General features: G+C 64.5%; 15 protein-coding genes. 8 read left to right on the plus strand and 7 right to left on the minus strand.

Translation table 11 applies throughout. The features are described 5' to 3' along the window. The first annotated feature begins 88 nt into the window (after positions 1–88). The 3 genes from FIV02_RS21970 to FIV02_RS21980 all read left to right on the plus strand — a co-directional run bounded on the left by FIV02_RS21970 (position 89) and on the right by FIV02_RS21980 (position 1,562). Entirely contained in the window at positions 89–643 is a 555-nt protein-coding gene (locus FIV02_RS21970; RefSeq protein WP_152489786.1) for a YdeI/OmpD-associated family protein, read from the plus strand. 81 nt (positions 644–724) lie between these two features. Beyond that, the gene (locus FIV02_RS21975) at positions 725–1,111 is read left to right on the plus strand and encodes a hypothetical protein (RefSeq protein WP_152489787.1); all 387 of its coding nucleotides are present in this window, start codon (positions 725–727) and stop codon (positions 1,109–1,111) included. Positions 1,112–1,250: 139 nt separating this feature from the next. After that, positions 1,251–1,562 carry a hypothetical protein gene (locus FIV02_RS21980; protein WP_152489788.1) on the plus strand — a complete coding sequence of 104 codons (312 nt, stop codon included), beginning with the start codon at positions 1,251–1,253 and terminating at the stop codon, positions 1,560–1,562. Between the two features lie 122 nt (positions 1,563–1,684). Here FIV02_RS21980 and FIV02_RS21985 read toward each other — a convergent pair whose 3' ends face one another. The 7 genes from FIV02_RS21985 to FIV02_RS22015 all read right to left on the minus strand — a co-directional run bounded on the left by FIV02_RS21985 (position 1,685) and on the right by FIV02_RS22015 (position 9,450). Continuing rightward, on the minus strand, positions 1,685–1,993 hold the full coding sequence (locus FIV02_RS21985; protein WP_256663018.1) for a phage infection protein: 309 nt from the start codon (positions 1,991–1,993) through the stop codon (positions 1,685–1,687). A 398-nt stretch (positions 1,994–2,391) separates the two neighbouring features. Next, entirely contained in the window at positions 2,392–3,813 is a 1,422-nt protein-coding gene (gene creC / locus FIV02_RS21990; RefSeq protein ID WP_152489789.1) for a two-component system sensor histidine kinase CreC, read from the minus strand. A 143-nt stretch (positions 3,814–3,956) separates the two neighbouring features. Beyond that, positions 3,957–4,637 (minus strand): two-component system response regulator CreB, encoded by a 681-nt coding sequence (creB, locus tag FIV02_RS21995; protein WP_152489790.1) that lies wholly within the window; start codon positions 4,635–4,637, stop codon positions 3,957–3,959. Positions 4,638–4,783: 146 nt separating this feature from the next. After that, positions 4,784–5,221, minus strand: a complete 438-nt coding sequence (locus tag FIV02_RS22000) for a CBS domain-containing protein (RefSeq protein ID WP_037056309.1) — start codon at positions 5,219–5,221, stop codon at positions 4,784–4,786. A 189-nt stretch (positions 5,222–5,410) separates the two neighbouring features. Then, on the minus strand, positions 5,411–7,441 hold the full coding sequence (locus tag FIV02_RS22005) for a methyl-accepting chemotaxis protein (RefSeq protein WP_152489791.1): 2,031 nt from the start codon (positions 7,439–7,441) through the stop codon (positions 5,411–5,413). A 162-nt stretch (positions 7,442–7,603) separates the two neighbouring features. Then, positions 7,604–8,116: an ATP-dependent zinc protease gene (locus FIV02_RS22010; protein ID WP_037056304.1), complete on the minus strand. Its 513-nt coding sequence runs from the start codon at positions 8,114–8,116 to the stop codon at positions 7,604–7,606. A gap of 95 nt (positions 8,117–8,211) precedes the next feature. After that, positions 8,212–9,450 (minus strand): HD-GYP domain-containing protein, encoded by a 1,239-nt coding sequence (locus FIV02_RS22015; protein ID WP_152489792.1) that lies wholly within the window; start codon positions 9,448–9,450, stop codon positions 8,212–8,214. A gap of 161 nt (positions 9,451–9,611) precedes the next feature. Between FIV02_RS22015 and FIV02_RS22020 the strand changes: the two genes are divergently transcribed. The 5 genes from FIV02_RS22020 (at position 9,612) to FIV02_RS22040 (ending at position 14,040) form a co-directional block, all read left to right on the plus strand. Then, the gene (locus tag FIV02_RS22020) at positions 9,612–10,505 is read left to right on the plus strand and encodes an acyltransferase (protein WP_152489793.1); all 894 of its coding nucleotides are present in this window, start codon (positions 9,612–9,614) and stop codon (positions 10,503–10,505) included. 246 nt (positions 10,506–10,751) lie between these two features. Then, positions 10,752–11,660: a glutamate/aspartate ABC transporter substrate-binding protein gene (locus FIV02_RS22025; RefSeq protein WP_152489794.1), complete on the plus strand. Its 909-nt coding sequence runs from the start codon at positions 10,752–10,754 to the stop codon at positions 11,658–11,660. A gap of 237 nt (positions 11,661–11,897) precedes the next feature. Then, the gene (locus tag FIV02_RS22030) at positions 11,898–12,644 is read left to right on the plus strand and encodes an amino acid ABC transporter permease (RefSeq protein WP_150606851.1); all 747 of its coding nucleotides are present in this window, start codon (positions 11,898–11,900) and stop codon (positions 12,642–12,644) included. Beyond that, positions 12,641–13,309: an amino acid ABC transporter permease gene (locus FIV02_RS22035; protein ID WP_172979188.1), complete on the plus strand. Its 669-nt coding sequence runs from the start codon at positions 12,641–12,643 to the stop codon at positions 13,307–13,309. The genes FIV02_RS22030 and FIV02_RS22035 overlap by 4 nt, the downstream gene beginning before the upstream one ends. Further along, positions 13,306–14,040 (plus strand): amino acid ABC transporter ATP-binding protein, encoded by a 735-nt coding sequence (locus tag FIV02_RS22040; protein WP_037056288.1) that lies wholly within the window; start codon positions 13,306–13,308, stop codon positions 14,038–14,040. Before FIV02_RS22035 ends, FIV02_RS22040 begins: the two co-directional genes overlap by 4 nt. Positions 14,041–14,104: the final 64 nt, after the last annotated feature.

Genomic DNA, 14,104 nt, shown 5'->3' on the forward strand with positions numbered 1-14,104 from the left:
CCCGGAAGGTCATCCATCGAGACCGCCCACAGCCTGTGCGCCATTGCGCGTCCATCCATGGCCAGGCGTACTGAACGGAGGGTTTGCCGTGACGACAGCCGATGTGAAATGCCGCTTCGAAGCAAGGCTTCTGCGCCCGGCAAAGCCTGCCGGCGACAGGTCATGGACGTTCGTGGTACTGCCGAGGGAGGCCAGCGAACAGCTGCCAAGACGCGGCAGGACGACCGTTGCCGGCAGGCTCAATGGCCACCCGTTCCAGGCGACCCTTGAGCCGGATGGCCAACTGAGCCATTGGCTGCAGGTCAGCAGCACCCTGCAGGAAGCCGCAGGCGCAGCCGCCGGGGATGTCGTGACACTGGAGCTCGCCCCTGTCGCCAGCGAACCCGAACCCGAGATCCCGGCGGATCTGCAGGCGGCACTGGCAGCCATCCCTCGAGCCTGTGAAGTGTGGAACGCCACGACGACCATCGCGCGCGTAGACTGGATACACTGGATCACGTCAGCCAAGCAGCTCAAGACGCGCGAAAAGCGCATTGCCGATGCTTGCGACATGCTGGCATCCGGCAAGAAACGGGTCTGCTGCTTCGATCAGTCGGGTTACTACAGCAAGGCTTTCCGAGCGCCCGAAGCGGAAGACTCCTGAATGACGAACGGCGTTGAAACGCCTGACACCTGAGTCGCTTCGCTCATCGAACCCTCCCCTTCCCCCAGACGCCATGGCCCTATGACCAATCCATACCAACCCCCTCAGTCGACCCTCGAAGGCGGATCGGCTCAGGGTGGCAGCGCCACCACGGCCACCCGCCTGATCGTGGGACTGATCTGTGCACTCATTGCGGCGGCGCTGCCGATGCTGGTCATCCCTTCGTTTCAGCAGGTCTTCGACAGTTTCGGGGCCCAACTACCGCTGATGACGCAGCTCGCCCTGAGCTACCACCTGTGGTTCTGGGTGCTGCCGATATTGGTGATCGCGGCGTTCCTGTTCTGGCCCAAGGCCGAACGCCGGCCATTGGCCGCCTGCCTGACGGGCGTCATCGGCCTGACGCTGACCAGCGTCGTCATGATCCTGGCGATGTACCTGCCTGTTTTCGCGCTGGGCCAGGCCATATGAAGGGATCGGCAGGCAGTTCAAGGTCACTCGCTACACTTACGCTCCATCGCAGAATGTTTATGGAGGTATGTGCAGTGCAGATCAAGCTGAGCCAGAACGACGCCTGGCCCGATAGCCTGACCACCGGATCACAGACAGCATGAAACTGACCTTTGTCCTCAGGGAAGACCTTCTGGAGCTGTGCGCCGCAGCGGCGTGCATCTATTCGGCGTACTTCGCATGGCGCCTTGAAGAGCCACTGGGCCTGGCATTCGCCCTACTGTTTGGTGCGGGGGGCGCCTATTTCTACCTGAAAAAGAACAGAGCGCGATGGTGCGCCCGGTGCAACAGGCTAATGACATACGGCACCGAACCAGCGCAATCGAGCAGCGACTTCGAAGTCACCTACACCTGCCCACAATGCGGAAGAAAGAACAAAGCCGGTATCGAGACGGAAAACCCAAGCCAATGACTGACCAGCGGGGTCACTCCCACCCTCGCGAGGAAATGTAGACCTCGGCCGCAGTAGCATCATCGGTAAACGACGAAGGCGCCCGGATAGGCGCCTTCAGTCGAAGCGGAGTGAAGCGTCGATCAGGCAGTGCGACTGGCGCCCACTCGCTCGGCACCACCCTCGGCGACACGGAAACGCTCGAGAGTACGTTCGGCCCCGCCTTCTGCAATGCGATTGACACCTACGCGCTCGGCACCGCCCTCGGCGACACGAAAGCGCTCGAGAGTACGTTCGGCCCCGCCTTCGGCCACTCGGTCCGCACCCACGCGGTCAGCGCCGTCTGCAGCGACGACAGGGGCAGCGACGGACTGAATGGCAACCTGCGGCGCGGCGAAAGCGCTGGCGGAAAGTGCGGCGATAACGAGGCTGGCGAGGATTTGCTTTTTCATGATCAGGCTCCTGGATGAGGCTGGAAAGTGAGTACGGAACCTATGCTACTCGCATTAAATCGATTAAATAGCGCAAATAAACGAAGAAATTAATCGAATAAATAGATATTCATTCAAACAAGCAAGGAAACATCAGCGGCGAACCGCGTCAGTCATCGGTCGTTGAACGAATCGCTCCACGCGTCATCCGGGGTCGAGGGGCGCGACACTGCAGCGCTGGCGGACCGGATGTAGTCAGTGGCGAAGCAGGTTGCATGCGGGCGCTGTCAGGCACCGTCCCGTGGGAGACGCTTCTGTCGCGTAGGGTGGACAACGCGAAGCTTGTCCACCCTGCCTGGCTTGAGCGCAGCGAAAATTGGAAACCAACAGATGATGGGTTTCGCGTTGCGCTACCCATCCTATGTGGGTAGCGTCAGGCGTACTTCTACGCCCCCCTCGACGTTACCGACCTGCAGCTCGCCGCCATGCAGTTCGGCCACTTCCTGGACGAAGTTGAGGCCAAGCCCCGTGCTCTTGCGCCCGCCATTGGGGCGCGGCAGGGAGTAGAAGCGTTCGGTCAGGCGTGCCAGCGCGTAATCGGGAATGGCTTCGCCCTGGTTGAACAGGCGCAGCACGACACCCTCGCCCCGGCGTTCGGCGGCGATACGGATGCGCCCGCCGGGTGGCGTGAAGTCCAGGGCATTGTCCAGCAGGTTGGCCAGCGCCTGACGCAGCAGGAAGCGCTCGCCCCGCAGGCTGAGGCCCGCTGGCAGCGCGTCTTCGACCTGCAGACCAGCGGCGGTGATGCGCGCCTGCTGCGCCTGCAGCAGCTCGTCGACCAGAGCCCCCAGCGCGACCGTCACGCGCTCTTCCAGCCCCTGGCGCTGCTCCACCTGGGCCAGATGCAGCAGGCGCTCGATGAGGTTCTGCAGGCGTGCGCTTTCCTGCTGGATATTGGCCACGAAGCGCTGGCGCTGCTCCACCGGCATGTCGCCCTCGAGCAGTTCGGCGGCGCCCCGGATGGCGGCCAGCGGGCTCTTCAGCTCATGCGTCAGGGTGTGCACGTAGCGCTCGACGTAGGCCTTGCCCTCCAGCTCGGTGCGCATGCGTTCGACTGCCACGGCCAGTTGCCCCAGCTCGCCACCCCGCACCTGCGGCGCCTCGGCGCGCTGACCCTCGCTGACCGCCTGGGCATAGCGCGTCAGCTTGCCCAGTGCGGCGCTGAGCCACCAGGACAGCGCCGCCCCGATCAGCAGGCCGAGGCCGATCAGGCCGGCGCCGAGCCAGGCCAGGCGGTTCTGCGAGCGCTCGATGTAGGGTTGCAGGGTGCGGTTGGGCTTGGCCACCGAGACCACGCCGATGATCCGCTCGCCATCCTTGATCGGCGCCGCCACGTACATGACCGACGAATCGGGGTCGTTCGGGTCTTCGCGGGTGGAACGGGCACCGTACTGGCCGCGCAGGGTCAGCAGCACATCGTTCCAGCGCGAGTAGTCCTGACCGACCGCCTGGCCGGCAGAGTCGAGCAGGACGATGCCCTGGCCGTCGGTGACGTAGATGCGGTGGTTGACCTCGGCCTTGGTCAGCCCCCAGATGGTCGCCTGCGGCTGGCGCCGGCCATAGGCCTCCAGTGCCTCCGGCAGGCGGCCCTGGCCGAGGGTACCGGCCTTGACCTCGTCCCGCAGGATCTCCGCCAGCAGGTTGGCGGTATCGACCAGGGTCTCCTCGGTACTCTGACGCACGCCAGGACGAATCTCGTCCATCACCGTGCTGAGCACGAACCAGCCCGCCAGGCCGACGAAGAGGAAGTAGACGAGGAAGATGCGAACGCCCAACGGCATGGTAGGAGCCTCTCTACGGTCTCGCGAACTGGAGGGAAAGGGTGGTGCAAACGCCCGAGGACGCGGAGTTTACAAGGGTGAACGAGTATTCCGAAGGTATCCGCAACGCCGCCCGACCGAGCCTGGCAGATCGAGGAAAGGCGCTAGGCCGCCGGCTCGAAACTGTAGCCCAGGCCACGATGGGTCTGGATCGGCTCCTCGGTGGCGGCAACGCTACGCAGCTTGGCCCGCAGGCTCTTGATGTGACTGTCGATGTTGCGCTCGTAACCGGCTTCGCTGGGCACGCCGAGCGCGTCGAGCAGCTGTTCGCGGGAGAACACTCGCCCCGGCTGGCCGAGCAAGGTGCGCAACAGGCGAAACTCGTGGCGGGTCAGGCTCAGCGCCTGGCCGTGGTAGTGGATGCGAAAGGCCGCGTCGTCGATCTGGAAAACGCCTGGCGCGACGCTCTCCGTGGTTTCGCGCGGCACCATGCGCCTGAGGATGACCTTGACCCTGGCGGCCACCTCGCGCGGGCTGAAGGGCTTGACCACATAGTCGTCGGCGCCGATCTCCAGGCCCACCACGCGATCGATCTCTTCACTGCGCGCGGTGAGGAAGATCACCGGTACCTCGGAAAAGCGCCGCAGGCGTTTGCACACCTCGAAACCACTGATATCCGGCAGGCCGACGTCGAGGATGGCCAGGTCGAAGCGACCGCTCTCCAGCAGGGTCAGCGCCTCGCTGCCGAGGCTCGACCAGTGAGTGGTGAAGCCTTCGGCCTGCAGGGCATAGACCAGGGTGTCGGCAATCGCGGCTTCGTCTTCGACTATGAGTATCTGCGGCATCGGGCGTCCTGCACCTGGGGTTCGACGGCAGGAGACTGCCGAGGGCGGCGGCGGGCGTCAAGCGCAGGCGGGGGCAACCCGCCGGGACGCCGTTGACGGGCTGCAACTGCCATGGGATGGGGGCACCGCGACGCGCTCGGGCAGGCTCAGTGCTCGCCGCGAATGTACTGTTCCAGCTGGCGAATCAGGTCGGCCTGTTCGGCGATGGTTTCCTTGACCAGGTCACCGATGGAGAGCAGGCCGATCAGCTCGCCCTCGGCCAGCACCGGCAAGTGGCGCAGACGGCGCTCGGTCATCAGCTCCATGCAGTGCTGCAGGCTGTCGCGCGGGCCGACGCTGATCACGTCGCGGGTCATGATTTCGCTGACCTTGGCCGCCAGCATGGAGCGCTCGGCCAGGGCCACCTTGCGCACGTAGTCGCGCTCGCTGACGATGCCCACCAGCCGCCCGCCAGACAGTACCACCAGGGCGCCGATGCCCTTCTCGGACATGATGCGCAGGCCATCGAGCAGGGAGTCGTCGGCATCGATGCTGTAAAGAAGGGCGTTCGACTTGGTTCTGAGGACTTCGGCGACCGTTTTCATGCTGGGGCTCCGTGTGGTTTGCATTGTTTTTAGCAGAGTTGGCCAGCCAGGTCAGCTCAGGAGCTGCACGAAAGATCGCCGAATGCCGTTCAGGCCGGCCAGAACAGGCGAGGAACGGGCCGGGCGGGCGCTCCGGCCCGGCTCCGGCGCCGCCTCAGCGCACCGCTGTTTTCGGCCGCAACCCCAACCTCAGTCGAGGCTGAAACGCCCGGTATTCTGCGCCAGCCCTTCGCTGCCACGGCGTAACTGCTCGGCCGCGCTGCTGACGGCCTGGGCGCCATCGAGCAACTGTCCTGCGGCCTGGTCGACCTGCTGGATGTTGCCGCTGACCTCATCGGCCGTGGCGGCCTGCTGCTCGGCCGCCGTGGCGATCTGCGCCAGGCGGTCGCTGACCCGCTGCACGGAATCGACGATGTTCTGCAGCTCGTCACCCATGGCCAGCACGCTGCCGATATCGCCGTCGGCCTGTGAGCAGGCGTCCTCCATCAGCGTGACCGACTGGCCTACCACGCGTTGCAGGTTGTCCACGGTCTGGGCGATCTCCTGGGTCGAGTCCTGGGTGCGCTTGGACAGCGAGCGAACCTCGTCCGCGACCACGGCGAACCCGCGCCCCGCCTCGCCGGCGCGGGCGGCCTCGATGGCGGCGTTGAGCGCCAGCAGGTTGGTCTGTTCGGCGATGCCCTTGATCACCTCGACCACCCGGTTGATCTGCTGCGTCTGCTCACGCAGTTGCTGCAACGCCGCGGCGCTGTCGCCCAGGCGGCTGCTGAGCTGGCGCATGCTGGCGCTGGTGCGCTCGCTGCGCTGGTTGCTGCTCAGCGCCACCTCGCGGGTCTGCTGCGCTTCCACGGCCGCCTGCTCGCAGCTTTGCGCCACGCTCTGCGCGGTGGCGGCCATCTGCGTGGCGGCGGTGGCGATCTGGCTCATCTGCGCCTGTTGCTGTTCGACGGCGTCCAGCGCGTGCTGGGCCTGGCCACCGAGCAGCTGCACCGTGCTGTCGAGCTGCTGACTCTCGCGGTTGACCCCTTGCAACGAGTCGCGCATCTGCTCGACGGCGATGTTCAATGCCTGGGCGATGGCCGCCAGATCGTCGCGTCCGTTCACCTCCATGCGCACGCGCAGGTCACCGTCACGCAGGCCATGCGCGGCCTCGATGATGTTGCCGGTGCTGATGCGAATCGAAGCGTTCAGGCACAGCAGCACGTACATCGCCAGCAGGGTGAGCAGAACGAACGCGCCGACCACCTCGATCATCGCGTTCAGCGCCCGTTGCCGATAGCCACCGAGGCTGACGGAGAACTGCTGATAGATCGCCTGCTGCAAGTCCTGCAGCTGCACTTGCAGGGTTTCGACACGCTGGATGAACTGCTCGGGCGTCAGCGCCATGGGGCTGGCCTCGAACATGTCGCGGTCGATCTGGGCAAGAAATTCGTCGAAGGCCTTGAGCGAGGCGTCGAAGGGCCCGCTCAGCTGGCGCATGGCCTGCGGGGCCTCGCGTGACAGGGTGGTCTGCGCCTTGACCAGCTGCGCCTGCTGCTCGTCCAGGCTGCGGCGCAGGTCGCGAATCAGCACCCGGCTCTGCAGGGTGAAATGCTGCGAGACCACGGCGCCATGCCCCTGCGCGGCGAAGGTGCCGAGCTGCTCGAGCAGGCGCGGCATGATGTAGGTGATCTGCTCCATCATCAGGTAGGTGTCGAGATTCGGATCGAGAATCAGGGCACTGTCGGTCGCCACCTGCTCGCGCAGTGCGATCAGATGCAGCAGGGTCTTCTGGTAGCGCTCCAGCGCATCGGGCAGCGCCACCTTCTTCAGCGCCTCCGCACGCAGGCTGTCGCGCTCGCCCTGCAGGGCCTGGAAATGCTCGCGCGCCTGGGCGCTGATCAACGCGCTCTGCAGCGGCTCGGCCGCCTGCTCCAGGGCTGCATCGAGCTGCGCTTCACGCTGGCGCAGCTGCCCTTCGGCAGCGTCTTCGGTGCCCTTCCAGCGGGCGAACAGGGTGCGCTGGGCGATCAGCTCCTGCTGCACCTTGGCCATGCGCTCGAGCGCCTGCGCACCCTCGACCTCGCGGTCGACGAAATCGAGGCGCGAGAGGGAATCGCTGCTGATCACCCAGAGCGCATAGCCCAACGGCAATGCGAACAACAGGAACACCAGCTGGAACTTGTGGGCAAAACTGAAACGCTGCAGCAGCCGTACACCCGGCTTGAGTACTCCCGTCATGACGACACCTCAGTGACCTAATGGGCCTACAGGCCTGGCAAACAATTGCAGTTAGCAAGAAGCAGGCCCGGCGCCCCATGGCGCGAGGAAGTCGTTACAGGGCACTCCGAATGAGTGTAATGGCCAATGGGAATCAGCCTTTGCCGAAATGCGACAATTAACTCAGCATTGGGGACGGTCGCGGGTGTATCGCTCGGCCGGGTCCACCGCTGCACCAAGATCGCGCATGGCGCTGGCGCCGATCAGCAGCGGGTAGCTGAAGGTACGTCGATCGGTCAGGTTGATCTCGATGGTGTGTTCCTCGTCGCCCAGGCAGATCGGCATCTCGATCACCGGGCGCTGCGAGTAGGCGACCTCCTGCGTACCGGCTTCGCCCCCTTCCTCGGCGCGCTTCTTGATCTCGGCGATGCGCACCAGCGGATGTTCGTACAGGGTGTCGTCGGCACCGTCCACGGCCAGACGGAAGCGCACCCAGTCCTGGCCGTCGCGGGTGAAGGGTTCGATGTCCTTGGCGGACAGCGAGGCAGTCATGGCGCCCGTGTCCATCTTGGCCTTGAGGGTCTTGCCCAGGTCCGGGAGCTTGATCAGTTCGTAGCGACCGTAGAGATCGGGTTGCTGGTTGGCCATGGCCGGCAGACTGATGGCAGCGGCCAGCAGGAGCAGAGCATATTTCAAGGATCGGTCCTCTCGTTTGCGGTGACCGAATCTACGACTGCCCTGCCCGGGCCATGTTCCCCGCCAAGCGTTACCGCATGCTACATCCTCAGGCGCTAGCGCCCACGGCCTTGCAGCTCCATCCCGGTCCACAGCTCGTCGAGGCGCTCGAAGCCCCACTCCTCGGCGGACTCACGCCCGACGATACGGTCCTGATCGGTGATCTTGCTCAGATCGACGACACTCTGCGGCAACGGCACGCGCGACTTGGCCGAGAAGAACACCTTGACCCTGGGCGCCAGCAACGCCTTGGGGTTCTGCTCCATGACCACGGCCAGACGGCCGCTCTGCAGGCGCACCAGCGCGCCGACCGGGTATATGCCGACGGTCTTGACGAAGGCCTGGAACACCAGCTCGTCGAAGTGGCCCTTCCACTCGGCCATCTTGCGGATCGACTCCGCCGGGTCCCAGCCCGCCTTGTACGGACGGTTCGAGGTGATGGCGTCGTATACGTCGCACACCGCGCCCATCTTCGCCAGCAGGCTGATCTGCTCGCCCTGCAGACGATGGGGGTAGCCACTGCCGTCGATCTTCTCGTGGTGGTGCAGGCAGACGTCCAGCACCAGCGCGCTGACCTGCTTGCTGGCGATGAGGATGTTGCCGCCCTCCTCCGGGTGCTTGCGCACGGCGGCGAACTCGCCGTCGGTGAGCTTGCCGGGCTTGTCCAGCAGGTCCTGCGGCACCGCCATCTTGCCGATGTCGTGCAGCAGGCCGGCCAGCCCCGCCTCGCGCACGGCCGCCTCGGGCAGGCCGAGCTGACGGGCCAGCGCGATCATCAGCGCGCACACCGCGACCGAGTGCATGTAGGTGTATTCGTTGCTGTGCTTGAGCCGCGCCAGGCTGATCAGCGCATTGGGGTGGCGCATCACCGACTGGGAGATCTCCTCCACCAGCGACTCGGCCTGATCGAACTGCAGCGCCTGGCCCATGCGTGCATCGCTGAACATGTCCACCACTGCCTGCTTGGAGCGGGCGCACAGCTTGACCGCCTGCTCCAGCTCCTGCTCCATCGACAGGTTCCTGACCTTGGGTGGCTCGATGGCGGCCAGCAGGCGGGCCTGTGCCTCGCATTCGACCTCGGCCTCGGTGGCGGCCTGCACACCGGCGGCGACGTCAGCTCCCTTGCTGACGTCGATCCACAGTTCGCTGATCGCGCTGTCGCGAATGCGTGCGAGATCCTTTTCGGAGTTGAGGACGAACTTGGATTTCCAGAAGGGGTGATCCATCCACGAACCACAGAATTCCTGGATGAACATTCCGACACGAAGATCGGTGACGGCGATCCGTTTGAGCATGGCATGTACCGAAAGATGAGAATGCCTTCCCTGACCAGGCTACTTCCGATGAGGCTCATGGGTATATAGCCTCTCAACTGGCAATAGGCCAGTCAGCAGCGCTTTGAGCAAAGCGCCGCGCTTGCATAAGATGGCCGCTCACCGCCTGCCATGGAGTCGACATGCGCCACCTGCTGACCGGCCTTGCGAACGTCGTTCTGCTACTCGCCAACACCCTGATCCTTATCGGCCCGTTGCTGCTGATCGCGCTGGGCAAATTCGTGCTGCCCGGCCAGGCCGCGCGCGACGCCTGCTCGCGCGGCGTGATGTGGGCCGCCGAATTCTGGGCCGAGAACTGCAAGCGCATCTTCGCCCTGCTGACCCCGACCCGCTGGGACATTCGCGGCAATGCCGAGTTGCGCCAGGACTGCTCCTACCTGGTGATCAGCAACCATCAGTCCTGGGTCGACATTCCCGCGCTGGTCCAGGCGTTCAACCGCAAGACGCCCTACTTCAAGTTCTTCCTCAAGCAGGAGCTGATCTGGGTGCCGTTCCTCGGCCTGGCCTTCTGGGCGCTGGATTACCCCTTCATGAAGCGCTATTCCAGGGCGTTCCTGGAGAAGAACCCGCACATGAAGGGCAAGGACCTGGAGATCACCAAGGCGGCCTGCGAGAAGTTCAAGCGCCTGCCCGTCACCGTGGTCAACTACCTGGAAGGCACCCGTTTCACCCCGGCCAAGCAGGCGCAGCAGCAGTCGCCGTACCGCTATCTGCTCAAGCCCAAGGCGGGTGGCGTGGCCTTCGTCCTCGCCGCTCTGGGCGAGCAGCTGGACGCCGTGCTGGACGTGACCCTGGTCTACCCCGACCAGCAGGTACCAGGCTTCTGGGACCTGCTCAGCGGCCAGGTCGCGAAGGTCATCGTCGACATCCGCACGCTGCCTCTCGACCCCACGCTGTGCCGCGGCGACTACGAGAACGACCCCGCCTTCCGCCAGCAGATGCAGGACTGGGTGTCCGCACTGTGGCAGGCCAAGGACGCGCGCATCGCCGACCTGCGCCACGACGCCCAGCCATGACCGGCTTGTCGTTCGGTTTTCCGAATGCCGCGCAGCGCGATGGTCGGAAGGTCGAACGAACAGGCATCTCGCTCTGCTCGGGAAATGAATTTAATCTCTTTAAAATCAATGAGTTGAAATAAATACAAGGTCCTCGAAAGCGCTGGCATGCAACCTGCTCAAGTCCCCCTCAGGAATGCGATAGACCTTCCGTGAGCAAAGTGGCGTGAGCACGCCATCACAACAACAATACCGAGGACTCGATTCATGCGTACCTTCCACCGTGTACTGAGCGTGGCCGTCGCTGCAGCCATTCTCTCCACTCCGGCCATCGCAGAGGAGCTGACCGGCACCCTGAAGAAGATCAAGGACACCGGCACCATCACCCTGGGCCACCGCGACTCCTCCATCCCCTTCTCCTACTTCGGCGACAACTCGCGCAAACCCATCGGCTACTCCCACGATCTGCAACTGAAAGTGGTCGAGGCGCTGAAACAGGAACTGGGCCTGCCTGACCTCAAGGTACGCTACAACCTGGTGACTTCGCAGACCCGTATTCCCCTGGTGCAGAACGGCACCGTCGACCTGGAATGCGGCTCCACCACCAACAACGTCGAGCGCCAGCAGCAGGTCGACTTCTCGGTCGGCATCTTCGAGGTCGGCACCCGCCTGCTGGCCAGGAACAGCAGCGGCATCAAGGATTTCGGCGACCTCAAGGGCAAGAACGTGGTGACCACCGCTGGTACCACCTCCGAGCGCCTGATCAAGTCGATGAATGCCGAGAAGCAGATGGGCATGAACGTGATTTCGGCCAAGGACCACGGGGAGTCCTTCCTGATGCTCGAGTCCAACCGCGCCGTGGCCTTCATGATGGACGACGCCCTGCTCGCCGGCGAGATGGCCAAGGCCAAGAAGCCTGACGACTGGAGCGTGGTCGGCACGCCGCAGTCCTTCGAGGTCTACGGCTGCATGCTGCGCAAGGGCGACGAGGCCTTCAAGAAGGTGGTCGACAAGGCCATCAGCGACACCTTCGCTTCCGGTGAGATCAACGAGATCTACGCCAAGTGGTTCCAGCAGCCCGTCCCACCGAAGGGCCTGAACCTGAATTTCCCCATGAGCGACGAGCTGAAGCAGCTGATCGCCAACCCGACCGACAAATCCGCAGAACAGATTTGACGGTGATGCGCCGCCACGCTCACGAGGCGTGACGGCGCGGGGACTCCGGGGAGGTCTGCGGCCTCCCCAACCTAATTCCTGACGAAGCCGAGACCATCCGCCCACGCGGATACGGGGAACTGTCGCCCGCTTTCGCGCTTCGCCAACGTATTCACGATCTCGCCAGCGAGCATCTGCCTTCGACACAGCAGAGCCGACGCGCAGCAGATCGTTTCCTCAGCAGAGGGGAAAGTTGCAATGAATTACAACTGGGACTGGGGCATCTACTTCAAGTCCACCGGCATCGGCAGCGAGACCTACCTGGACTGGTTCGTCACCGGCCTGGGCTGGACCATCGCCATCGCCCTGGCAGGCTGGCTGATCGCCCTGGCGCTCGGCGCGCTGCTCGGCGTCATGCGTACCCTGCCGAACCGCTGGCTGTCCGGCCTGGCCACCGCCTACGTGGAAATCTTCCGCAACGTGCCGCTGCTGGTGCAGCTGTTCCTCTGGTACTTCCTGGTGCCGGACCTGCTGCCGGAACCCCTGGAGCTGTGGTTCAAGCAGGACCTCAACCCGGCCACCTCGGCCTATCTCTCGGTCGTCGTGTGCCTCGGCCTGTTCACCGCGGCGCGGGTCTGCGAACAGGTGCGCACCGGTATCCAGGCATTGCCCAAGGGCCAGCTGGCCGCCGGCTACGCGCTGGGTTTCCGCCTGCCGCAGATCTACCGGGACGTGCTGCTGCCACAGGCGTTTCGCATCATCATCCCGCCGCTGACCAGTGAATTCCTCAACATCTTCAAGAACTCCTCGGTGGCCTCGCTGATCGGCCTGATGGAGCTGCTGGCGCAGACCAAGCAGACCGCCGAGTTCAGCGCCAACCTGTTCGAGGCCTTCACCCTGGCCACGCTGATCTACTTCACCCTGAACATGAGCCTGATGCTGCTGATGCGCCTGATCGAGAAGAAGGTCGCGGTGCCGGGCCTGATTTCCGTAGGAGGCAAGTGATGGACTTCAGCCAGATCGTTCCGGCGCTGCCGGGGCTGTGGGACGGCATGCTGATCACCCTGCAGCTGATGGTCCTCGGCGTGCTCGGCGGCGTGGTGCTGGGCACCCTGCTGGCCCTGATGCGCCTGTCGCACAGTCGGCTGCTGGCGAACATCGCCGCCACCTACGTCAACTACTTCCGCTCGATCCCGCTGCTGCTGGTGGTCACCTGGTTCTACTTCGCGGTGCCCTTCATCCTGCGCTGGATCACCGGCGAGGACACGCCGGTCGGGGCGTTCAGCTCCTGCCTGGTGGCCTTCGTGATGTTCGAGGCCGCCTACTTCTGCGAGATCGTCCGCGCCGGCATCCAGGCCATCCCCAAGGGCCAGATGGGCGCCGCCTCGGCGCTGGGCATGAGCTACGCGCAGAGCATGCGCCTGATCATCCTGCCGCAGGCCTTCCGCAAGATGACCCCGCTGCTGCTGCAGCAGAGCATCATCCTCTTCCAGGACACCTCGCTGGTGTACACCGTGGGCCTGATGGACTTCCTCAACGCCGCCCGCTCGCGTGGCGACATCATCGGCCAGCCCCACGAGTTTCTGATTTTCGCCGGCCTGGTCTACTTCACCGTCAGCTTCGCCGCCTCGCAACTGGTCAAGCTTCTGCAGAAAAGGTTAGCCGTATGATTGCCATCAAGAACGTCAACAAGTGGTACGGGGACTTCCAGGTGCTGACCGAGTGCAGCACAGAAGTGAAGAAGGGCGAAGTGGTCGTGGTCTGCGGCCCGTCGGGTTCGGGCAAGTCGACCCTGATCAAGTGCGTCAACGCGCTGGAGCCCTTCCAGCAGGGTGACATCGTGGTCGACGGCACCTCCATCGCCGACAAGAAGACCAACCTGCCCAGGCTGCGCTCGCGCGTCGGCATGGTGTTCCAGCACTTCGAGCTGTTCCCGCACCTGTCGATCACCGAGAACCTCACCATCGCCCAGGTCAAGGTGCTCGGCCGCAGCAAAGACGAGGCCACCGAGAAGGGCCTGGCCCTGCTCGACCGTGTCGGCCTCGCCGCCCACGCGCACAAGCACCCGGGCCAGCTATCCGGCGGCCAGCAGCAGCGCGTGGCGATCGCCCGTGCGCTGGCCATGGACCCGGTGGTGATGCTGTTCGACGAACCCACCTCGGCGCTCGACCCGGAGATGGTCAACGAGGTGCTCGACGTGATGGTGCAGCTGGCCCAGGAAGGCATGACCATGATGTGCGTGACCCACGAAATGGGCTTCGCACGCAAGGTCGCCGACCGAGTGATCTTCATGGACCGCGGGCAGATCGTCGAGGACTGCGCCAAGGAAGAGTTCTTCGGCGACATCAATGCCCGCTCCGAACGCGCGCAGCAGTTCCTGGCGAAGATTCTCCAGCACTGAGCGCCCACGGACGCCGCCGGGTGCGCACGCCGCACCCGGCGCGGCGCTCATCTGGCCAGACAGG

The sequence above is a fragment of the Pseudomonas sp. THAF187a genome (assembly GCF_009363395.1).
Classification (GTDB): domain Bacteria; phylum Pseudomonadota; class Gammaproteobacteria; order Pseudomonadales; family Pseudomonadaceae; genus Aquipseudomonas; species Aquipseudomonas khazarica.

What these genes read in the sequence shown, in the direction of transcription:
- FIV02_RS21975 (WP_152489787.1), top strand. Translation starts at nt 725, where the DNA reads ATGACCAATCCATACCAACCCCCTCAGTCGACCCTCGAAGGCGGATCG.
- FIV02_RS22025 (WP_152489794.1), top strand. Translation starts at nt 10,752, where the DNA reads ATGCGTACCTTCCACCGTGTACTGAGCGTGGCCGTCGCTGCAGCCATT.
- FIV02_RS22040 (WP_037056288.1), top strand. Translation starts at nt 13,306, where the DNA reads ATGATTGCCATCAAGAACGTCAACAAGTGGTACGGGGACTTCCAGGTG.
- creC (WP_152489789.1), bottom strand. Translation starts at nt 3,813, where the DNA reads ATGCCGTTGGGCGTTCGCATCTTCCTCGTCTACTTCCTCTTCGTCGGC.
- FIV02_RS21980 (WP_152489788.1), top strand. Translation starts at nt 1,251, where the DNA reads ATGAAACTGACCTTTGTCCTCAGGGAAGACCTTCTGGAGCTGTGCGCC.
- FIV02_RS22005 (WP_152489791.1), bottom strand. Translation starts at nt 7,441, where the DNA reads ATGACGGGAGTACTCAAGCCGGGTGTACGGCTGCTGCAGCGTTTCAGT.
- FIV02_RS22015 (WP_152489792.1), bottom strand. Translation starts at nt 9,450, where the DNA reads ATGCTCAAACGGATCGCCGTCACCGATCTTCGTGTCGGAATGTTCATC.
- FIV02_RS22020 (WP_152489793.1), top strand. Translation starts at nt 9,612, where the DNA reads ATGCGCCACCTGCTGACCGGCCTTGCGAACGTCGTTCTGCTACTCGCC.
- creB (WP_152489790.1), bottom strand. Translation starts at nt 4,637, where the DNA reads ATGCCGCAGATACTCATAGTCGAAGACGAAGCCGCGATTGCCGACACC.
- FIV02_RS22000 (WP_037056309.1), bottom strand. Translation starts at nt 5,221, where the DNA reads ATGAAAACGGTCGCCGAAGTCCTCAGAACCAAGTCGAACGCCCTTCTT.
- FIV02_RS22030 (WP_150606851.1), top strand. Translation starts at nt 11,898, where the DNA reads ATGAATTACAACTGGGACTGGGGCATCTACTTCAAGTCCACCGGCATC.
- FIV02_RS21985 (WP_256663018.1), bottom strand. Translation starts at nt 1,993, where the DNA reads ATGAAAAAGCAAATCCTCGCCAGCCTCGTTATCGCCGCACTTTCCGCC.